Source organism: Lonsdalea quercina subsp. quercina (assembly GCF_000688655.1).
GTDB lineage: Bacteria > Pseudomonadota > Gammaproteobacteria > Enterobacterales > Enterobacteriaceae > Lonsdalea > Lonsdalea quercina.
Genome location: NZ_JIBO01000015.1, coordinates 25,553 through 45,408 on the forward strand (window position 1 = coordinate 25,553; position 19,856 = coordinate 45,408).

A 19,856-nucleotide genomic window follows, 5' to 3' on the forward strand; every position below is an offset into this window, starting at 1 on the left:
GCCTTGATAGGAGGGTGACATGGCTGCTATGACTTACCATCTGGATGTCGTGAGTGCGGAACAGGCAATGTTCGCCGGTCTGGTACAGAAAATTCAGGTGACCGGTAGCGAAGGCGAGCTGGGGATTTACCCTGGTCACGCCCCCCTGCTGACGGCCATTAAGCCTGGTATGGTGCGTATTGTTAAGCAACACGGTGATGAAGAGTTCATCTACCTGTCTGGTGGTACCCTTGAGGTACAGCCGAACGCGGTCACCGTTTTGGCTGATACCGCCATCCGTGGGCAGGATCTTGATGAAGCGCGGGCTTTGGAAGCGAAGCGCAAGGCTGAAGAACATATCCGCAGTTCACACGGTGACGTGGATTACGCTCAGGCCTCTGCTGAACTGAGCAAAGCCATTGCCAAACTGCGCGTTATCGAGCTGACCAGAAAATCGATGTAACAGAAACAATCTCCAAAAAGCCGGCCGGTGTTTACCTGCTGGCTTTTTTTATACCCGTGGCCCGGGCGATGTTTAAGGTGGTTAAGACTCAAAACCGTCGCTAAATGGACGCCTTTGAGGTTGAATCCGCCAATTCGTCGGCGTTATCACGCAAAAAGCGGCCAAGCGGGATTTTTCGCTGAAAAATATGTAGTAATCCGGTGTAATAATAGGGTTAACTTTCATTCGTCCCACTTGGTGGGCACCAATCAGTTTCAGTCAGGATGCCTATGTCGAACAGTGCTATCAGCGTCGTCATTCTTGCCGCCGGCAAGGGAACGCGCATGTATTCCGATCTTCCCAAAGTTCTCCNCCCGCTGGCTGGCAAGCCGATGGTTCAACACGTGATTGATACCGCCATGAAGGTGGGCGCCGAGCGTATTCATTTGGTTTATGGTCACGGCGGCGATCGCCTGAAAAAGATGTTGTCCGGCGAAGCGCTGAACTGGGTGTTGCAGGCCGAACAGCTGGGGACGGGGCATGCGATGCAGCAGGCGGCGCCAGCATTTACCGATGACGAAGATGTCTTGATGTTGTACGGCGATGTGCCGTTGATCGCCGAAGCGACGTTAAAGCATCTCGTGCAGGCGAAACCCGAGGGCGGCATCGGCCTGCTGACCGTACAAGTCGACGATCCTACCGGATACGGCCGCATTGTACGGCAGGACCAGGCGGTGGTCGGTATCGTGGAACATAAAGACGCCAGCGAAGCGCAGCGTGAAATCTGCGAAATCAATACCGGAATTCTGGTGGCGGGCGGCCGCGATCTGAAGCGTTGGCTGAGCCAACTGAGCAACGACAATGCGCAAGGCGAATTTTATATCACCGATATCATCGCGATGGCTGCTCAAGAAGGCCGTCACGTCGCCGCAGTACACCCAGAACGCCCCAGCGAGGTGGAAGGCGTCAACAATCGCCTCCAACTGGCGCGTCTGGAGCGCATCTATCAGCAGGAACAGGCGGAAAAGCTGTTGATGGCAGGGGTCATGTTGCAGGATCCGGCGCGGTTCGATCTGCGCGGCGACGTGAAGTTTGGCCGTGACGTCACCATTGACAGCAATGTCATACTGGAAGGCCACGTCACTTTGGGGGATCGCGTGACGATTGGTGCGGGCTGCGTGATCAAAAACAGCGTCATTGGTGATGATTGTGAAGTCAGTCCATACTCGGTGTTGGAAGACGCCGTGCTGGAAGCGAAGTGCACTATCGGGCCTTTTGCGCGTCTGAGGCCTGGCGCCGAGCTGGCGGAAGGCGCTCACGTCGGNAATTTCGTTGAAATGAAAAAAGCGCGTTTGGGGAAAGGCTCTAAAGCCGGCCACCTGACCTATTTGGGCGATGCGGATATCGGCGCGAACGTGAATATTGGCGCGGGTACTATCACCTGTAATTATGACGGGGCCAACAAGCATCAAACCCTCATCGGCGATGATGTCTTTGTCGGTTCGGATACCCAGCTGGTGGCGCCGGTTCGCATTGCCAATGGAGCGACTCTTGGCGCTGGCACCACGGTGACTCGCGATGTGGGCGAAAATGAGCTGGTACTTAGCCGCGTCAAACAGACAAGCATCGCGGGTTGGCATAGGCCGGTGAAAAAGAAGTAAAACGTTGTGATGGCGGCGGTGGATATACGCGCCCTCGTCAAACAGCTCATCCCGTCCCAGCAGGGCGGGATGAGCATTGTCTTGATGAAAGACGGTTTTGTCCTGCATTTTCTTATTGATGCGCGAACTGGCAGGCCAAAACATAATAATTCCCCACTCTACAAGGCTCGGGGAGCCCGGAATACACCGGATTAATCAGGTCAAAGACTTCATCGGCGACACAGTATGTCGCCTCTATAGGAATACCATTGTATGTGTGGAATTGTAGGCGCAGTCGCGCAACGAGATATTGCTGAAATCCTGCTGGAAGGGTTACGCCGTCTGGAATACCGGGGCTATGATTCGGCCGGTCTGGCGGTTGTCGATAACGAAGGGCATATGACCCGTCTGCGTCGTTTAGGGAAAGTCCAGATGCTGGCCCAGGCGGCGGACGAACATCCGCTGCACGGCGGCACCGGGATCGCCCATACGCGTTGGGCGACGCACGGCGAACCGTCGGAAGCGAATGCGCATCCGCATGTGTCCGAAAACATCGTTGTCGTGCACAACGGCATCATTGAAAACTATGAGCCGCTGCGTGAAACGCTGACCGCGCGGGGTTTTGAATTCGTTTCCGAAACAGATACGGAAGTCGTCGCGCATTTAGTGCGTTGGGAACAGAAAGAAAACGGCGGATCGCTGATTGATATCGTCAAACGCGTCATTCCTCAGCTGCGTGGCGCTTATGGCATGGTGCTGATGGACAGCTCCGATCCCAACGTTCTGGTGGCCGCGCGTTCCGGCAGTCCCCTGGTCATTGGTCGCGGCGTAGGGGAAAACTTCATCGCTTCCGATCAGCTGGCGCTGCTGCCGGTAACCCGCCGCTTCATCTTCCTGGAAGAAGGCGATATTGCTGAAGTCACTCGCCGTACGGTACGTATTTTCGATCGTCAGGGTGCGGAAGNGACGCGCGAAGAGATCGAATCCAACGTGCAGTACGATGCCGGAGACAAAGGCGCCTACCGTCACTACATGCAGAAAGAGATTTACGAACAGCCTCTGGCGATCAAAAACACGCTGGAAGGCCGCTTCAGCCATGGCGAGATTGATTTGTCCGAGCTGGGCGCGCATGCAGACGAACTGCTGTCGAAAGTCGAGCATTTGCAGATTATCGCCTGTGGAACCTCCTACAACTCTGGAATGGTGTCCCGCTACTGGTTTGAGTCGCTGGCGGGTATTCCATGCGACGTCGAAATCGCTTCTGAATTTCGTTACCGCAAGCCGGCTGTGCGGCGTAACAGCATGATGATTACGCTGTCCCAGTCCGGGGAAACCGCCGATACGCTGGCCGCGCTGCGTTTGTCCAAGTCGCTCGGCTATCTAGGTTCGCTGGCGATCTGCAACGTGGCCAGTTCATCGCTGGTGCGCGAGTCCGATTTGGCGCTCATGACCAAAGCCGGCACGGAAATCGGCGTGGCGTCGACCAAGGCTTTCACTACTCAGCTGACGGTATTGCTGATGCTGGTGGCGCGAATTGGGCGCCTGCGCGGTATGGAACCTCAGGTTGAGCACGATATCGTGCACGCCCTGCAGGCCTTGCCCGCGCGTCTAGAGCAGATCCTGTCTCAGGACAAGCTGATTGAATCGCTGGCGGAAGGCTTCTCAGACAAGCACCACGCGCTATTCCTGGGTCGTGGCGACCAGTATCCGATAGCGATGGAAGGGGCGCTCAAGCTGAAAGAAATCTCCTACATTCACGCGGAAGCGTACGCAGCCGGCGAATTAAAACATGGTCCGCTGGCGTTGATTGATACGGATATGCCCGTTGTAGTGGTTGCGCCTAACAATGATTTGCTGGAAAAACTCAAATCTAACATTGAGGAAGTACGCGCCCGAGGCGGTGAGCTATATGTCTTTGCGGATGAAGAAGCGGGATTCACCTCGGACAACGATATGATGAAAATCATTTCTCTGCCACATGTAGAAGAGGTTATTGCCCCCATCTTCTACACCGTGCCGCTTCAACTGCTGGCTTACCATGTTGCCTTAATAAAAGGCACCGATGTTGACCAGCCACGTAATCTGGCGAAGTCGGTCACCGTGGAGTAATTAAATCTGCCTCNCCAGCCAGAGAAATCATGTTCATATTCTCTGGCTGGCGTTATTTTCCCCTTTTCTTTAACTTCTTTATAAATTTTTCCCTGCCGCCGCCGTTTTATGCCTGACCGACTCGATTTTATTGGGGGCTTCCCGTTGAGTTGGTTGTTTTAAGCGCAATTGGTTGTCTGTTTTAGGATAACTTTTGTAAAAATATTTTAATCTTGGGTAAAATGTGCGCAATGATGCATGGTCGTTTCAGGCTTCGCATCCATGACTGCCGTCTTAACCCAGGCAGACCTAATGGTGACATTCTTACAGGGATTCTATGAAAAAGTTTCGTATTTTGGCCGCGTGTCTGGTGTGTTTTTTCACGTTGGTGGGGTGTTCTTCCCGAAGCGCCTATATTATGAATGTGAATCAACCCATCGCAGCCCATTACAGCATTGAACAGGTAAAAACAGCCATTATTCAGGCAGGGCAGCAGCGTGAGTGGGTCATGACGCCTGTCGCTCCTGGCGTGATCAACGGTCATATCAACCAGCGCGGCCATATCGCGGATATCCGCATCAACTACTCGACCAGCAGTTATTCCATCAACTACGTCAGTAGCCAGAATCTCAGGGCTGCCAATGGAAAAATCCATCGTAATTACAATCGCTGGATAAACAATTTGGATCGCGAAATTCAATTGCGCCTGTCTGCCCAGCTTATTAAATAACAATCAGGGCCGAATATTTATCATTCGGCCTTTTGCTTTCTGTTCATTTTTCAGGGAAATGCGGTGTTTCACGGATACGATAAAGATAATATCAGCGCTTTAGACGCGATTACCGAAGCTCAGCGTATCGCATTTGCCCCGATGCTGTTTCAGGCAGCCGTTAATTTGCGCAATTATGGCATCTTGTCTTTCTTAGATGAGCGTGGACAGACGGGCGCTTTATTGGATGATATTATCTCCGCCGTTAATTTAGAACGCTATGCTGTCGCGAATTTGTTGGATGCGGGATTAAGCGGCCGTCTTATTTACCTGAAAAATGAACATTATATTCTGAGTAAAACCGGTTATTTCCTCCTTCACGATCGCATGACGCGAGTGAATATGGATTTCNCCCAAGACGTTTGTTATCAGGGCATGTTCTATCTCGATAAAGCCTTATCAGAAAACAAACCGGCGGGATTACGCGTTTTTGGCGATTGGCCGACGATCTATCCGGCTTTGAGCGTGTTACCGCCTAAGGCGCGGGAAAGTTGGTTTGCTTTCGATCACTTTTACTCGGATGCGGCGTTTAAAGCCGCGCTGCCCTACGTGTTTCATTATGGTCCCCGACAGTTGTATGACGTGGGTGGCAATACCGGTAAATGGGCGATGTTGTGCCATGACTACAACCCGGATGTCCACATCACTTTGGTCGATTTACCTGAACAGATAGCGTTAGCGGAAACGGCCGTGGCGCAAGCCGGCAAGTCTGGCCGCATCAGCGGCGTGGCCGCCGACATCCTTTCTGACGATGTTCTGCCGACAGAGGCCGATATCTGGTGGATGAGCCAATTTCTCGATTGCTTCAGCGAAGAGCAGATTGTGTGGATTTTACGCAAGATCACGCGGAGTATGCAGCCGGAAGCCAGGATTTGCATTCTGGAAATATTCTGGGATCGACAGAAATGGGAAGCGGCCGCATTCAGCCTCAATATGTCGTCGCTTTACTTTACCTGTCTTGCCAACGGTAACAGCCGTTTCTATGCCGCGAAGCGCTTTATACCGTTGTTGGCTCAGGCGGGGCTGGACGTAGAGCAGCAGGTCGACAATATCGGCGTGGGACATACGCTATTGGTCTGTAAAAAAGCCGATGTATCAATAAATTAACGTCAGGGAAAGCGAGTGATCGTGACACGAATAGAAGAAAACCAAGTATGAATTTTGCTTTTACACTCCTTGACTGGCAAGCGAGAGCGCCGGGCTTAAATGATCTTGCCGACTGGCAGCGTTGGGGGAAAACGTCCTGTGCCATCGATCCTGAGCTACCCGTGGGCAAATGCCGTCATCTGCCGATGATGACGGCGAGACGTCTCAATAGCGGTAGCCGGCTCTCGGTCGACTGCGGATTGTCTTTGTTACAACAGCATGGCGGCGACGCCGTCGTATTTACCAGCCGTCACGGCGAACTGGAGCGTAACCTGCGCATCCTGTTGGCGCTGTCGCAGCAGGAAAGCCTGTCTCCTACCGACTTCACGATGTCTGTGCATAACTCCGCTGTGGGAAGTCTGACCATCGCCGCCCGATCATCATTAGTATCGACGTCGATTGCGGCAGGGCTGGACTCCTTTCAGCAGGGGCTACTGGAAGTCGCCGCGCTGCATAAGGCGGGATATCGTCATGTCGTGCTGGTGGATTTCGATGGCGCGGTACCTGCCTTTTTCGACGATAAACTGCCGGAACAGGTGCCGCGTTACCCTTATGCGGTTGCGCTGCTCTTGGCTCCCGGCGATGACCTGACGTGTGCATCCTCTCCTTTAAGTGAGGCGGAAGAGCCTGGAACGCCCCAGAGTCTGCAATTTTTGCAGGCAGTATTAGCGCAAAAAAGGGCATTCAACATTGAGGGCGCCAACGTGAGCTGGCAGTGGAAGGCGCGCTATGAGTGATGATGCTATTGCGCCAATGGCTCCCTCTTCCTGGCTAAACCGAGCCTGGCGGCTGGCGATGACCGGGTTCTGTTTCGCCATGTTCAGCCTGGGCGGACTACTGCTTTCGTTGGTGTGGTTCAACTTACTGCTGCTGATGCCCTGCGGCGCATTACGCCGCCGGCAGCTGGCGCGCCGCAGCATCTCCGCGAGCTTTCGGTTTTTCCTCTGGTGCGTTCGTTCATTGGGCGTGCTGGACTACAAAATAGAAGGGGTGGAAACGCTCAGGAGAGACCGCGGTTGTCTCGTTGTCGCCAATCACCCAACGCTGATTGACTACGTCATGTTGGCATCGGTCATGCCTGAGGTGGATTGTCTCGTGAAGGCGGAGTTGCAGAAAAATGTGTTCTTTCGCGGGGTGATCCGTTCGGCAGACTACCTGATCAACAGTCAGTCATACACATTATTGCCGGAGTGCGAACGGCGTTTGAAGCGCGGCGAGGCCATCATGATTTTCCCCGAAGGGACTCGAACCGACCCCGGTCGGCCGCTGGTGTTGCAACGCGGCGCGGCGAACATCGCCGTTCGCTGCGGCTGCGATCTCCGCGTCGNCCATATTCGTAGTACCCAGCAGACGTTGGGTAAACACGACCGCTGGTACCACATTCCCCGCGTAAAACCGTTTTTGACCGTCACGGTTCAGGAGCGTATTCGCAGCCAGGATTTTGTCGGACAGGGCGACGAACCCTCTTTGGCCGCGCGACGCCTGACTCGTTTTTTACGGGATTCGTTAACGCTTTAATTTCATTATTATTCAAAAAAAACAGGTATGAGTTATGGATAGTCTTTTTATTGAAATCAAACAGATGATTATTGATGCACTGAATCTCGAAGAGGTGAGCGTCGATGAGATTGAGAACGATGCGCCTTTATTTGGCGATGGGCTCGGTTTGGATTCTATTGATGCACTTGAACTAGGGTTGGCGGTTAAAAACCGTTATGGCGTCGCGCTTTCCGCAGAAAGTGAAGAGATGCGTCAGCATTTCTTCTCTGTCGCCACTCTGGCTGCGTTCATCAACGCACAGAGTTCCATTAATTCTGATAATAAAACAATGGGTTAATTATGGATAAGAGCGATATTTATCAGGAAGTCACCGGGTTGCTGGTTAAGCTTTTCGAGCTTGATGCGGATGATATCACCCCTGAATCCCGCTTGTATGAGGATCTGGAACTCGACAGCATCGATGCTGTGGATATGGTGGTTCACCTGCAAAAACGTATTGGACGGAAAATATCTCCAGAAACCTTTAAGTCTGTACGAACCGTACAGGACGTCGTTACTGCGGTTGAACATCTACTCAATGAAGGGCAATAGTGGTTCACCGTCAGGGAAAATCCTCTCCCGGTTGACGGCCGGGCTGAGCGCACTGCTTACGCTGAGCTGGCCTTTTCTGGTGTGGTTTAGTGTCACGCACCCCCATCAACGCTGGATCCTGCCTCTGCTGGTCCTGGTTTTTCTACTGCGTTTTTACGCGTTATCCAGAGATAAGCGGCTGTTCAGAGAAACCGGGGGCCTGTTGGCGGGCATCGGGGCGCTCCTTTGCCTGACGAGCCTGTGGTTGCAGGATACCCAGTGGCTAATGGGGTATCCGGTGGTGGTGAATCTAGTGATGCTGGGGTTATTTGGCGGATCGCTGTACAGCCGCATGCCGCTCGTTGAACGGCTGGCTCGCTTGAAAGAACCTGACCTGCCCCCTCAGGCCATTCGCTATACGCGCAAAGTAACGCAGATGTGGTGTTTGTTTTTCGTGTTTAACGGCAGCGTAGCGGCATGGACCTGTCTGGCGGGCAATCTCCGCTGGTGGGCTCTGTGGAATGGGCTGATGAGTTACGTGTTGATAGGGATAGTGATGGGTGGAGAATGGTTGATACGCCAACGCCTGAGAAAGAGATGATGAAGACGATAAAAGTCTCTCCGGTCAGCGACTGGTTATCGCTGAAGAATGGTGCGCAACGCCGAGNGGCCAGCCAAGGTTCGCAGGTGTTTACGCTTGCCATGCTGCGTCAGCAGGTGACTTTATTGTGCGAGCAGCTGTTGGCTCACAACGCCCAGCGGTGGGCGCTGTGTTTTGAAGACAGCTATCTGTTTACCGTGGGGTTGCTGGCGTCGCTGCATGCGGGTAAGACACCCATTATTCCCGGCCACTGCCGTTCGTCGGTGCTGCAAGAGCAGATGAGCGATTTCGATGGCGTACTCACGGATATCGCGCTGCCTTTGGATTGTCCCGTTGTGACCCTCAACGCCGAAACGCATCCGGCATCGCCCGCCGGCGATCTGCCGACGATGCCGGATAACGCCTGCGTGGTCCTGTTCACCTCGGGATCTACCGGCAAACCCCGGCAGGTGGTTAAGCCGGTCAGCTGCCTCGATGAGGAGNCGCGTTGGCTGGGGGCGCTGTGGGGCGAGCGTTTGCAAGATTGCCACGTCGTGGCCTCCGTTACGCATCAGCACATGTACGGCCTGACATTCTGCATCTGGTTGCCCATGGCATTGGGCCTGAGTTTCGAGAGTCGACAAATCATGTACACCGAACAGCTGGCGGCATTCCCCTGCGAACAGCGCTACGCTTTTATCAGCAGTCCGGCCTTCTTGCGGCGTCTGGATTACGCATTGGCGGTGCCGCGCTGTCAGCTGATTGTTTCCGCAGGAGGCGCGCTGCCCTGGGGGGCCGCGCAGAAAGCAGCTCAGGGGTTAGGCCATCCGATCGACGAGATCTACGGCAGTACTGAAACCGGCGTTATGGCATGGTGTTCGCGTGACGGAGAAAAGACCGTCTGGACACCGTTCGACGGCGTGACGCATCAGGCGGATGATTCGGGCGACTGGTGGGTACGTTCGGCCCTGATTCCACAGCCGGAAGGGATTCGACTGGATGACAAGCTGGCGTTCACCGGCGACGGGCGATTCGAACTGTGCGGTCGTCACGATCGTATTTTGAAAGTCGAAGATAAGCGTATTTCTCTCAGTGAAATCGAACGCCGACTGCTGTCACTGCCTGAAATCGAAGACGCGGTAGCGGTGCAGGTCAAGCGGGGCGACCGTGCATGTATCGGCGTGGTGCTGGTCCTCAAAGCCTCTCATCTGGCCGCCGACCTGCCGAATTTGAAACGAAAATGGCGTCATGAGCTGCACCAGTGGCTGGAACCGGTCGCGATGCCGCGGTTATGGCGCATCGTCGAGGCCATTCCCGTCAACACGCAGAGCAAGCGCGCCTGGCCACAAATACAGGAGCTTTTCCATGCTGCCCGTTGAGATCTCCCGGACAACCCATGAGGGCCAGGCGGAGCTGATGCTGCGCGCCGACGAGCGTCTGTTTTGGTTCCGCGGCCATTTCCCCGAACAACCGCTGCTCCCCGGCATCGCTCAGCTCGACTGGGCGATGCGTTATGGCGTGGAGATCCTGGCGCCGCAGTGGCGTTTCAGCGCGGTGGAAAGCCTTAAATTTCAACGCCCCGTACTCCCGGGCAACTCGTTGCGTCTTACCTTGAACTGGAGGGAAGACAAGCGACAGCTGGCGTTCAGCTATCACATTGTGCGGGCGCGAGGTGACGAACTGCCGGCGAGCAACGGGAAAATCACCCTATGTCAATGAACCGCGATTTCTTACCCTGCGTAGTGATCCCCTGCTATAACCACGGGGGCATGGTGCCCGGCGTCCTGGCGCGACTGGCGTCTTTCGATCTGCCCGTTTTTATCGTGGATGACGGCAGCGAGACGGCCACGCAGCAGCAGTTGGCGCAACTGGCCCGCGAAAACGATCGCGTGGCGCTGGTGCGCCTTGCGAAGAATCAGGGTAAAGGCGCGGCGGTGATCGTGGGGTTCGAAACCGCCGCCGCCGCAGGCTATACGCACGCGTTGCAGGTGGATGCGGACGGACAGCATCAGATAGAGGATATTCCTCGTCTGCTGGACGACGCCCGCGAACACCCCGATAGCCTGATTTCGGGCCGTCCGCGTTATGATGCCTCCGTGCCTAAATCTCGCCTCTACGGCCGCTACGTCACCCATTTCTGGGTCTGGGTCGAGACGCTTTCCCTCTCGATCAAAGACAGCATGTGTGGATTTCGGGTTTACCCGTTGGCAGCTACGCTGGAGCTGACGTCTCAAAAGACGATAGGCCGACGGATGGATTTCGACACGGAAATCATGGTCCGGCTTTACTGGCAAGGCACCGCCAGCCGTTTCATTGAGACGCGCGTCACCTATCCAGACAACGGTCTCTCGCATTTTGACGCGCTGCGAGACAATCTTCGTATCTCCTGGATGCACACCCGTCTGTTTTTCGGCATGTTGCCGCGCATACCCTCTCTCTTGTTCCGCCGTCGCCGCACTCACTGGGCGCGGATTGCCGAACGTAAAGGTCTGCTGGGCATGCGCATCATGTTGACCGTCTATCAATGGCTGGGACGGCGAGGTTTTTCCCTGCTGCTGTGGCCCGTCATCGCTTTTTACTGGTTGACTGGAAAGGCGCAGCGGCAGGCGTCTACCCAGTGGTTGGCCCAGGTTCATGACTATGCGGATGGGCAGGGCATTGCGCTGCCGCGTCCCTTGAACAGCTATCGCCATTTTCTGCGTTTTGGCTACGCGATGCTGGATAAAATCGCCAGCTGGCGCGGGGAGCTGCACTGGGGTAAGGAGATCGACTTTGCGCCGGGCGCGCTGGACGTCATCCATCAAGGACGGGAGCGGGGGCAATTGATCCTGGCCTCCCATCTCGGCGACATCGAAGTGTGTCGTGGTATGGCCCAACAGGTCAGTGGATTGGTGATAAACGCCCTGGTGTTTACCGATAATGCCCAACGTTTCCGGCAGATTCAGGAGAGCATGGCGCCGCAGGCGGGTGTGAATCTGATCCCCATTCGCGACATCGGACCCGAAACCGCGATGCTGTTGCAGCAAAAACTGGATGCGGGCGAGTGGGTCGCGATAGTCGGCGACCGCCTTGCCGTCCATCGTCATCGCGGCGTTCAGCAGCGCGTCGTCTGGAGTGATTTTATGGGACGTCCCGCCCCTTTCCCGCAGGGGCCGTTTATTCTCGCGGCCGCGCTGCGCTGCCCGGTGTTATGTATGTTTGTCCTTCGTGAGCAGAACCAGCTTCGGGTTTACTGCGAGCCATTCGCCGATCCGATTGTGCTGCCCAGAAGGTCGCGCCAGGAAGCGTTGCAACAGGTTATCGACCGCTATGCCGGGAGGCTGGCGCACTATGCGCTGAAAGCCCCTCTCGACTGGTTTAATTTTTTTGATTTTTGGAGTTTGCCGGACGAGACGTCGGCAGATAGGAAAAAACAATGAGTGCACTGAACGATCCCCGCCTGAGTCACGATGTGGAGATAACGGTTTCATTCCACGATTGCGNCCCTATGGGCGTGGTGTGGCATGGCCACTACTTCCGCTTTTTCGAGGTGGCGCGTGAAGCGCTGTTGAGCAAGTTCAACTATGGCTACCGGGAAATGAAGGCATCCGGCTATGTCTGGCCGGTCGTGGATACCCGCGTTAAATACCGCTCGCCGCTGACCTACGAACAGCGTATTCGCGTTCGCGCGACGGTGGAGGAAGNGGAGAACCGGCTGCGGATCGCCTACCAAATTTTCGATGTAGAGAGCGGACAACGCACCACTACCGGCTACACCATTCAGGTGGCGGTGGAGGAAGGAAGCCAAACGCTGAGCTTTGTCTCGCCCGATATCCTGCTGGAACGACTGGGAGTAACACTGTGAAAATAGTCGGTTTTGCCGTGATGATGATGTTCAGCCTGACGGCGCAGGCCATTACGCTGGAAGCGCTACAGCAGCGTTTCAGCAGTCAGCCGGTCGTGCGGGCGGCGTTTACCCAGACGCGTGAAATCAAGGGGATGGCGCAACCGCTTAAATCCAGCGGAGAAATGCTGATCGCACAGCAAAAAGGGCTGTGGTGGCATCAGGCCAAGCCTTTCCCGCTGACGCTGGTGCTGGACGAGCAACGAATGGTGCAGGTCATGAACGGGCAGGCGCCGCAGATTGTGACCGCGGAGAGCAATCCGCAGATGTTTCAGTTCAACCACCTGCTGCGCGCGCTGTTTCAGGCCGACCGTCAGGTGCTGGAGCAAAACTTCACGCTTGATTTCGCCGACCTGGGCGATCGGCGGTGGCGGCTGGTATTAACGCCGAAAACCTCGCCGCTGGATAAATTATTCAACGCCATCACCCTCAATGGCCGTGAATATCTGGACCAGATAGAGCTCAACGACCGTCAGGGCGATCTCACCCGGATAACCCTTAGCAACCAGCGTCTGACGCCCCGGACATTGAGCGATGATGAGCAAAAACGATTCGTTTTCTAAATGGCATCGCCGGGCGGCGTTCGTCTGGGGCGGATGCTGCGTGGCGTTATTGGTGGCGCTGACGCTGCTGTGGCCGCAGGCCCGCATCAACAGCAGCGTGCTGGCGTTATTGCCCGATAAGTCGATGGGCGACATCCCGCCGGAACTGCAGGCGGGGTTTATGCAGCGGCTCGATCAGCAGATGGTCTGGCTCGTCGCGGCGGGGCAACAGGACGNTCCGGCTCCCGCCGCGTGGTGGCTCCAGCAACTGCGGACGTGGCCGGAGCTCAAGCAGGTCAAAGGCCCTATCGACGCCGAGCAGCAGAAGGCGTGGGGCAAGTTTGCTTACGAACATCGTAACGGCTTGATCGACAACGCCACGCGCCAGCGCCTACAGCAGAGCGGCGGCGCGCAGGCTGACTGGGTGCTGGCGCAGCTCTATTCCGCCTTCTCCGGGGTCAGCGGTCAGGAGCTGGCGCACGATCCGCTGATGCTGGTTCGAGGTTCGCAATTAGCGTTGCAGCAGCAGGCCAGCCAGCTTGGGCTATCGCAAGGATGGCTGAGCGCGCAGGATAAGAACGGTCAGCGCTGGTACTTTTTACATGGCGAGCTGAACGGCGNCTCGTTCGATATGGCGCAGGGGCAGCGGCTGGTCGAGAAGTTGACGCGTTTACAGGAGGGGCTGAAAACCCGATATCCCGACGCGCAGGTGCTGACGCGCGGCACCGTGCTTTTCAGCCACCATGCCAGCCAGCAGGCGAAGCAGGATGTCTCTACGCTGGGCTCGGCGACCATTGTGGGCGTGCTGCTGTTGGTGTTTTCCGTCTTCCGCTCGCCCCGGCCGCTGTTGCTGTGCGCGCTCTCCGTGGCGATTGGCGCGCTGGCCGGAACGGTCTTTACGCTGCTGCTGTTCGGCGAACTGCACCTGATGACGCTGGTGATGAGCGTCAGTATTGTCGGCATTTCGGCCGACTACACGCTGTACTACCTGACCGAGCGCATGGTGCATGGCGGCGCGGTATCGCCGCTGGAGAGTTTACGTAAGGTTCTGCCGTCCCTGCTGTTGGCGTTAGGGACAGCCGTGGTGGCCTATCTGATCATGGTGCTGGCGCCGTTCCCCGGATTGCAGCAACTGGCGATCTTCGCCGCGACGGGGCTGGCCGCCTCCTGCCTGACGGTCGTTTGCTGGTATCCGCGCTTGGTTCGGGGGCTGCCAGTGCGTCCGATTCCGGCGATGGCGCTGCTGGGACGCTGGCTGGCGGCATGGCGTCGAAATCGGCGGGTGCGTTGGGGGATCCCCTTCGCCCTGCTGGTGTTCGCCGTTATCGGCATGTGGCAGCTCAAGATCGACGACGATATCTCGCAGTTGCAGTCGATGCCCGCCGCGCTGATGCAGCAGGAGCGCCAGGTCACCGCGTTAACCGGACAGGGCGGGGATCAAACCTGGTTCGTCGTGTACGGCGACAACGCTGAGCAAACGCTGCAGCGCCTGGAACAGTTGGCTCCCCGGCTCCGAGAGGCTCAACATCAGCGCTGGCTGATGTCCTACCGGTTGCTGCCGCTGGTCTCGCGGGCGCAGCAACAGCAGGATGAACGACTCATCGCCGCCGCCGCGCCGACCGTGGTGACGCGACTGCAAGAGGCGGGCGTGAGCGTGTCTGCGCCGGATGTGAAGCCGATGCCGGTGTCGCCGGAGGTCTGGTTGAACAGTCCCCTGAGCGAGGGATGGCGGCTGCTCTGGCTGACATTGCCTGACGGCCGTAGCGGTGCTCTGGTACCGGTCAATGGCGTTCGCGACGGCGCGGCGTTGGCGCGTCTGGCCGAGGAAACGACGGGTGTTATCTGGATCGACCGCAAAAGCAGCTTTGATCACCTGTTCGGCTTCTATCGCGTCATGCTGAGCTGGCTGCTGATCGCGGCGGTCGCGGTGATCACGTTGAGCTATGTGGTGCGTCTCGGCGTACGCAAGGGCTTGCTGAGCGTGGTGCCGTCAGTCCTGTCTTTGGGCGGCGCCCTCGCCCTGCTGGCGCTGAGCGGCCATGCGCTTAACCTGTTTTCTCTGCTCGCGCTCGTGCTCGTGCTCGGCATTGGCATCAACTACACGCTGTTCTTCAGCAACCCACGCGGCACGCCGATGACCTCGTTGTTGGCGGTGGTGCTGGCGATGTGCACGACGTTGCTGACGCTCGGCATGCTGGTCTTTAGCGGCACACAGGCCATTAGCAGCTTTGGCATCGTTCTGTGCGGTGGTATTTTTATCGCCTTTTTACTGGCGCCGCTGGCTTTACCGGATTCGAAAGGAAAGAAAAAATAATGTTATTACGCAATGTGGTGCTGGTATTTTTTAGCCTGTTATTGGCCGCCTGCGCCGGTAAATCGCAGGACAACCGCCCTCAGGCCTGGCTTAAACCGGGCGTGAGGGTCACTCTGCCCGCGCCGGCGATAACGTCCGCGGTCAATCAGCAGCAACTGCTGACCAGTACTTACAAGGGAAAACAGCAGTCGTTGTTGGTGATGCTGAGTGCGGATGAACAGCGTCTTTCGCTGGCCGGATTGTCCTCTTTGGGGATTCGTCTTTTCCTTATCACGTATGATTCGGCGGGCATCCACACCGAACAAGCCCTCGTCCTGCCCGAAATGCCNCCCGCCAATCAGGTGCTGGCGGACATCATGCTCAGCCACTGGCCTATCGCCGTCTGGCTGCCGCAGCTTCCGGCGGGATGGTCGTTACGCGATAGCGGCGACGTCAGGCAGCTGCGCGATAATCGCGGCAATCTGATTACGGAAATTCGTTATATGACCAGAAATAACCTGCGCGAGCCGGTCAGCGTTCAGCAGTTCGTCTTCGGCTATAAGATTGGCATTCAACCGTTGGATGGCGAGTCATGATATATATCCATGCTGCGGGCATGTTGAATGCCTTGGGCAACGATAATGACGATATTGCCCGGAATCTGTCGCGCTCCGTCGCGCCCGGTATGAGCCCCGATCACCGCTGGTTATTGCACGACAAGGCCTGCTGGACGGGTAAGGTGATGGCTGAATTACCGGCGATCCCCGATGCGCTGGCGAAGCATAAAACCCGCAATAACCAGCTGCTGCTGGCTGCGTTGCAACAGATACTTCCGCAGGTTAACGCGGCGATAGCCCGGTTTGGGGCGGAACGCGTGGCCGTCGTGATGGGAACCAGCACCTCTGGCTTGGATGAGGCGGATTGCTACGTTAGCGACCAGACGGTGGATTATCACTATGAACAGCAGGAGCTGGGCGATCCGTCGCGTTTTCTAGCCTCTTACCTCGGTCTGCACGGGCCGGCTTACACCATATCCACCGCCTGCTCCTCCAGCTCGCGTGCGCTCATCAGCGGAAAACGGCTGATCGATGCGGGGCTGGCTGATGTCGCCATCGTCGGCGGGGCAGACACGCTGAGCCGGATGCCGCTAAATGGGTTCGACAGTTTGGAATCGCTGTCCGAGAAACGCTGTACGCCGTTCGGAAAACAGCGCGACGGCATTACCATCGGAGAAGGCGGAGCGCTGATGTTGATTGGCCGGGAACCGGCCGAGATAGCCGTGCTCGGCGTTGGCGAGTCGTCGGATGCTTATCATATGTCCGCGCCGCACCCGGAGGGCGAGGGCGCCGAACGGGCGATCCGCATGGCGTTGGACGACGCCGGCCTGAATCCGCAAGATTTGGGCTACATCAATCTGCACGGTACGGCGACGAAGCTTAACGATCAGATTGAATCTCATGTGGTTCACCGCGTGTTTGGCTGCACGGNCCCCAGCAGCTCCACCAAACATCTGACCGGCCACATGTTGGGGGCGGCGGGGATTGGCGAGGCCGCCTTGTGCTGGCTGCTGTTGATGCGCGGCCTGCCGCTGCCGCCGCAGGATTTTTCGCAGAGCGAGCGGGACGATGAACTCCCGCCGTGCGGTGTCCTGACTGAACCCGCGGAATTGGCGCGTCCCGTCATTCTGTCCAACTCTTTCGCCTTTGGCGGCAACAATGCCTGCCTGATACTGGGGAGGAATGATGGCTGAATATGCTGGCGCAGAGCGTTACCTGCCTCACCAGACGCCGATGGTGATGGTGGAAGAGGTGGTCGCCATTCACGACGACAGCGCCCATTGCCGGGTGAGCGTCTCGGATAACGGCCTACTGGCGCCTTTTCTGGATACTGAGGGGAATCTGCCTGCCTGGTTCGGCATTGAGATTATCGCCCAGACCGTCGGCGTTTGGTCCGGCTGGCATCAGCGACAGGTTCAGGACGTTAAGCCACAGCCCGGCATGCTTTTGGGCGGACGCGGTTATCGTTGTCAGCAGGAGTACTTTCCCGCTGGATCGCTGCTGGATATTCGCGTCAGGCTACTGATGCGCGATGAGAAGATAGGCAGCTTCGAAGGGGATATCTCGATCGCGGGAACGCCGTTCGCTTCCGGCAGGCTGAATACCTACCAGCCGGACAAAGCCGAGTTGCAACAATTATTAGAGCAGGAAGAAAACGAATGAGTCGTTCAGTCTTGGTAACAGGCGCCAGCAAAGGGATTGGCCAGGCCATCGCTTTGAGTCTGGCGGCGGACGGGTTTACGGTGGCGGTGCATTATCATCGCGATCGGGAAGGCGCCGAGCAGACGCTGCGCCAGATGGTTGAATCGGGCGGTCAGGGCCGCATTATCGGATTCGATATCGCCGATCGTGAGCAATGCCGCACGGAGATTGAGCAGGATATCGAGCGTCACGGGGCTTATTATGGCCTCGTCAATAATGCGGGCATCACCTGTGACGGCGCCTTTCCCGCGCTCGATGAAGACGCGTGGGATCGGGTCATTCACACAAACCTCGATAGCTTCTACAACGTGATACACCCCTGCGTCATGCCAATGATCGGCCTGCGTCAGGGGGGCCGCATCATTACGCTATCTTCCGTCTCCGGCCTGATGGGAAACCGCGGTCAGGTAAACTACAGCGCCGCCAAGGCCGGCATTATCGGCGCGACGAAAGCGCTGGCCATCGAACTGGCTAAACGCAAGATCACGGTGAACTGCATCGCGCCGGGGTTGATTGATACCGGCATGATTCAAATGGAGCCCGTTGCGGTGGACGAGGCGATGAAAATGATCCCCATGAAGCGCATGGGGCAAGCAGAAGAGGTCGCCGGATTGGCGAGCTACCTGATGTCGGATATCGCAGCTTATGTGACCCGACAGGTGATTTCGATTAATGGAGGCATGCTGTAATGCGTCGTGTGGTGGTGACGGGAATGGGCGGGGTAACCGCGTTTGGCGAATCCTGGGCAAGCGTCTCCCGCGGTTTGTTGTCCGGTCGCAACGCGGTAAGTAAAATGCCGGAATGGCAGGTCTATGACGGCCTGAACACGCTGCTGGGCGCGCCCATAAAGTCGTTCCAGCTGCCTGAGCACTATACGCGCAAGCGCATCCGCTCAATGGGCCGGGTGTCGTTATTGGCGACGCGGGCGACGGAGCTGGCGTTGGAACAGGCGGGTCTGCTGGGGAATCCTGTCCTGACCAACGGCGAGACCGGCATTGCCTACGGCTCTTCCACTGGCAGCACCGGGCCGGTCAGCGAATTCGCCACCATGCTGACGGAGAAACACACCAACAACATCACTGGAACGACGTATGTCCAGATGATGCCTCATACTACGGCGGTCAACGCCGGCTTGTTCTTCGGCCTGCGGGGACGGGTGATCCCGACATCCAGCGCCTGTACGTCCGGCAGTCAGGCCATCGGTTATGCATGGGAAGCCATCCGGCATGGCTATCAGACCGTCATGGTGGCGGGCGGCGCTGAAGAACTGTGTCCGTCGGAAGCGGCCGTTTTCGATACGCTGTTTGCCACCAGCCAGCGCAACGACGCCCCGGAAACGACCCCGGCGCCGTTCGATGCCGGACGCGATGGTCTGGTGATCGGCGAAGGGGCTGGGACGTTAATTCTGGAAGAACTGGACCATGCCGTGGCGCGCGGTGCGACCATCTATGCGGAACTGGTGGGCTTCTGCACTAACTGCGATGCGGCGCATATCACCCAACCTCAGCGCGAAACCATGCAACTGTGCATTGAGGGCGCCCTGCGCGTCGCCGGTTTGTCGCCGGAAGATATCGGCTATATCAATGCGCATGGCACGGCGACGGATCGCGGCGATATCGCGGAAAGCCTGGCGACGGCGGCGGTATTTGGTCGAACTACGCCGATCTCCTCATTGAAAAGCTACTTCGGACATACGCTGGGAGCCTGCGGTTCGCTGGAAGCCTGGATGTCGATTGAAATGATGCGCGAAGGGTGGTTTGCGCCGACGCTGAATTTACGGCAACCAGCCGAAGAGTGTGGCGAGTTGGACTACATCATGAGTGAACCTCGGCGTATTGAGGCGGATTATGTGCAGTCGAATAATTTTGCGTTCGGCGGCATCAATACCTCGCTGATTTTCCACCGCTGGAAGTAAAACGAGTTCTTATTTACCGGATAACCTGTTTCACCCGCAGGTTATCCGACATCGCGATTTAGTCTAATTTTAATCCCCTCCGTTTTTTATAAGAACTTAAGCAGCGCCTTTCCATTCTTACGCCCATTCATCGATTCGAAAGGCGTTGACGCCATTATTTTGATATTTCAGTTACGTAATGTCTCGAATGGTTTTGCTGCTAGTGGTTGATTTTATGGATGATTATAGTTCTTCTCTTGGCGAGTCAATAT

General features: G+C 56.7%; 21 protein-coding genes. All 21 read left to right on the plus strand.

What is annotated here, in order from left to right; translation table 11 throughout:
* Positions 1-28 precede the first annotated feature (28 nt).
* The 21 genes from RZ35_RS13370 (at position 29) to RZ35_RS13475 (ending at position 19,605) form a co-directional block, all read left to right on the plus strand.
* Positions 29-442 carry a F0F1 ATP synthase subunit epsilon gene (locus tag RZ35_RS13370; protein ID WP_026738603.1) on the plus strand — a complete coding sequence of 138 codons (414 nt, stop codon included), beginning with the start codon at positions 29-31 and terminating at the stop codon, positions 440-442.
* A 269-nt stretch (positions 443-711) separates the two neighbouring features.
* The gene (gene glmU, locus RZ35_RS13375; RefSeq protein ID WP_026743764.1) at positions 712-2,082 is read left to right on the plus strand and encodes a bifunctional UDP-N-acetylglucosamine diphosphorylase/glucosamine-1-phosphate N-acetyltransferase GlmU; all 1,371 of its coding nucleotides are present in this window, start codon (positions 712-714) and stop codon (positions 2,080-2,082) included.
* A 252-nt stretch (positions 2,083-2,334) separates the two neighbouring features.
* The gene (gene glmS / locus RZ35_RS13385) at positions 2,335-4,170 is read left to right on the plus strand and encodes a glutamine--fructose-6-phosphate transaminase (isomerizing) (protein ID WP_026743766.1); all 1,836 of its coding nucleotides are present in this window, start codon (positions 2,335-2,337) and stop codon (positions 4,168-4,170) included.
* 316 nt (positions 4,171-4,486) lie between these two features.
* On the plus strand, positions 4,487-4,879 hold the full coding sequence (locus RZ35_RS13390) for a hypothetical protein (RefSeq protein ID WP_026743767.1): 393 nt from the start codon (positions 4,487-4,489) through the stop codon (positions 4,877-4,879).
* Between the two features lie 63 nt (positions 4,880-4,942).
* Complete coding sequence (locus RZ35_RS13395) at positions 4,943-6,025, plus strand: methyltransferase (RefSeq protein ID WP_026743768.1); 1,083 nt, start codon at positions 4,943-4,945, stop codon at positions 6,023-6,025.
* Between the two features lie 47 nt (positions 6,026-6,072).
* A complete protein-coding gene (locus RZ35_RS13400; RefSeq protein WP_026743769.1) occupies positions 6,073-6,801 on the plus strand; it encodes a beta-ketoacyl synthase chain length factor in 729 nt (242 codons plus the stop codon).
* A complete protein-coding gene (locus RZ35_RS13405) occupies positions 6,794-7,582 on the plus strand; it encodes a lysophospholipid acyltransferase family protein (protein ID WP_026743770.1) in 789 nt (262 codons plus the stop codon). The genes RZ35_RS13400 and RZ35_RS13405 overlap by 8 nt, the downstream gene beginning before the upstream one ends.
* A gap of 34 nt (positions 7,583-7,616) precedes the next feature.
* Positions 7,617-7,901, plus strand: a complete 285-nt coding sequence (locus RZ35_RS13410) for a phosphopantetheine-binding protein (protein ID WP_026743771.1) — start codon at positions 7,617-7,619, stop codon at positions 7,899-7,901.
* 2 nt (positions 7,902-7,903) lie between these two features.
* Positions 7,904-8,155 (plus strand): acyl carrier protein, encoded by a 252-nt coding sequence (locus RZ35_RS13415; RefSeq protein WP_026743772.1) that lies wholly within the window; start codon positions 7,904-7,906, stop codon positions 8,153-8,155.
* Complete coding sequence (locus RZ35_RS13420) at positions 8,142-8,735, plus strand: COG4648 family protein (RefSeq protein WP_051625577.1); 594 nt, start codon at positions 8,142-8,144, stop codon at positions 8,733-8,735. Before RZ35_RS13415 ends, RZ35_RS13420 begins: the two co-directional genes overlap by 14 nt.
* On the plus strand, positions 8,735-10,093 hold the full coding sequence (locus tag RZ35_RS13425) for an AMP-binding protein (RefSeq protein WP_026743774.1): 1,359 nt from the start codon (positions 8,735-8,737) through the stop codon (positions 10,091-10,093). The genes RZ35_RS13420 and RZ35_RS13425 overlap by 1 nt, the downstream gene beginning before the upstream one ends.
* Entirely contained in the window at positions 10,080-10,433 is a 354-nt protein-coding gene (locus RZ35_RS13430; RefSeq protein ID WP_026743775.1) for an ApeI family dehydratase, read from the plus strand. Before RZ35_RS13425 ends, RZ35_RS13430 begins: the two co-directional genes overlap by 14 nt.
* Positions 10,424-12,133, plus strand: coding sequence for a glycosyltransferase family 2 protein (locus RZ35_RS13435; protein ID WP_026743776.1), 1,710 nt, complete (start codon positions 10,424-10,426; stop codon positions 12,131-12,133). The genes RZ35_RS13430 and RZ35_RS13435 overlap by 10 nt, the downstream gene beginning before the upstream one ends.
* A complete protein-coding gene (locus RZ35_RS13440; RefSeq protein WP_026743777.1) occupies positions 12,130-12,558 on the plus strand; it encodes an acyl-CoA thioesterase in 429 nt (142 codons plus the stop codon). The genes RZ35_RS13435 and RZ35_RS13440 overlap by 4 nt, the downstream gene beginning before the upstream one ends.
* 20 nt (positions 12,559-12,578) lie before the next feature.
* Positions 12,579-13,160, plus strand: coding sequence for a LolA family protein (locus RZ35_RS13445; RefSeq protein WP_036153498.1), 582 nt, complete (start codon positions 12,579-12,581; stop codon positions 13,158-13,160).
* Complete coding sequence (locus RZ35_RS13450) at positions 13,132-15,453, plus strand: MMPL family transporter (protein WP_026743779.1); 2,322 nt, start codon at positions 13,132-13,134, stop codon at positions 15,451-15,453. The genes RZ35_RS13445 and RZ35_RS13450 overlap by 29 nt, the downstream gene beginning before the upstream one ends.
* Complete coding sequence (locus RZ35_RS13455) at positions 15,453-16,028, plus strand: DUF3261 domain-containing protein (protein WP_175527809.1); 576 nt, start codon at positions 15,453-15,455, stop codon at positions 16,026-16,028. Before RZ35_RS13450 ends, RZ35_RS13455 begins: the two co-directional genes overlap by 1 nt.
* Entirely contained in the window at positions 16,025-17,182 is a 1,158-nt protein-coding gene (locus RZ35_RS13460) for a beta-ketoacyl-[acyl-carrier-protein] synthase family protein (RefSeq protein WP_026743781.1), read from the plus strand. The genes RZ35_RS13455 and RZ35_RS13460 overlap by 4 nt, the downstream gene beginning before the upstream one ends.
* Positions 17,175-17,651, plus strand: coding sequence for an ApeP family dehydratase (locus RZ35_RS13465; protein ID WP_026743782.1), 477 nt, complete (start codon positions 17,175-17,177; stop codon positions 17,649-17,651). The genes RZ35_RS13460 and RZ35_RS13465 overlap by 8 nt, the downstream gene beginning before the upstream one ends.
* Positions 17,648-18,379, plus strand: coding sequence for a 3-ketoacyl-ACP reductase FabG2 (locus RZ35_RS13470; RefSeq protein ID WP_026743783.1), 732 nt, complete (start codon positions 17,648-17,650; stop codon positions 18,377-18,379). Before RZ35_RS13465 ends, RZ35_RS13470 begins: the two co-directional genes overlap by 4 nt.
* On the plus strand, positions 18,379-19,605 hold the full coding sequence (locus RZ35_RS13475; RefSeq protein ID WP_026743784.1) for a beta-ketoacyl-ACP synthase: 1,227 nt from the start codon (positions 18,379-18,381) through the stop codon (positions 19,603-19,605). The genes RZ35_RS13470 and RZ35_RS13475 overlap by 1 nt, the downstream gene beginning before the upstream one ends.
* Positions 19,606-19,856: the final 251 nt, after the last annotated feature.

What these genes read in the sequence shown, in the direction of transcription:
- RZ35_RS13370 (WP_026738603.1), top strand. Translation starts at nt 29, where the DNA reads ATGACTTACCATCTGGATGTCGTGAGTGCGGAACAGGCAATGTTCGCC.
- RZ35_RS13390 (WP_026743767.1), top strand. Translation starts at nt 4,487, where the DNA reads ATGAAAAAGTTTCGTATTTTGGCCGCGTGTCTGGTGTGTTTTTTCACG.
- RZ35_RS13400 (WP_026743769.1), top strand. Translation starts at nt 6,073, where the DNA reads ATGAATTTTGCTTTTACACTCCTTGACTGGCAAGCGAGAGCGCCGGGC.
- RZ35_RS13410 (WP_026743771.1), top strand. Translation starts at nt 7,617, where the DNA reads ATGGATAGTCTTTTTATTGAAATCAAACAGATGATTATTGATGCACTG.
- RZ35_RS13415 (WP_026743772.1), top strand. Translation starts at nt 7,904, where the DNA reads ATGGATAAGAGCGATATTTATCAGGAAGTCACCGGGTTGCTGGTTAAG.
- RZ35_RS13420 (WP_051625577.1), top strand. Translation starts at nt 8,142, where the DNA reads ATGAAGGGCAATAGTGGTTCACCGTCAGGGAAAATCCTCTCCCGGTTG.
- RZ35_RS13430 (WP_026743775.1), top strand. Translation starts at nt 10,080, where the DNA reads ATGCTGCCCGTTGAGATCTCCCGGACAACCCATGAGGGCCAGGCGGAG.
- RZ35_RS13435 (WP_026743776.1), top strand. Translation starts at nt 10,424, where the DNA reads ATGTCAATGAACCGCGATTTCTTACCCTGCGTAGTGATCCCCTGCTAT.
- RZ35_RS13445 (WP_036153498.1), top strand. Translation starts at nt 12,579, where the DNA reads ATGATGATGTTCAGCCTGACGGCGCAGGCCATTACGCTGGAAGCGCTA.
- RZ35_RS13465 (WP_026743782.1), top strand. Translation starts at nt 17,175, where the DNA reads ATGGCTGAATATGCTGGCGCAGAGCGTTACCTGCCTCACCAGACGCCG.
- RZ35_RS13470 (WP_026743783.1), top strand. Translation starts at nt 17,648, where the DNA reads ATGAGTCGTTCAGTCTTGGTAACAGGCGCCAGCAAAGGGATTGGCCAG.
- RZ35_RS13475 (WP_026743784.1), top strand. Translation starts at nt 18,379, where the DNA reads ATGCGTCGTGTGGTGGTGACGGGAATGGGCGGGGTAACCGCGTTTGGC.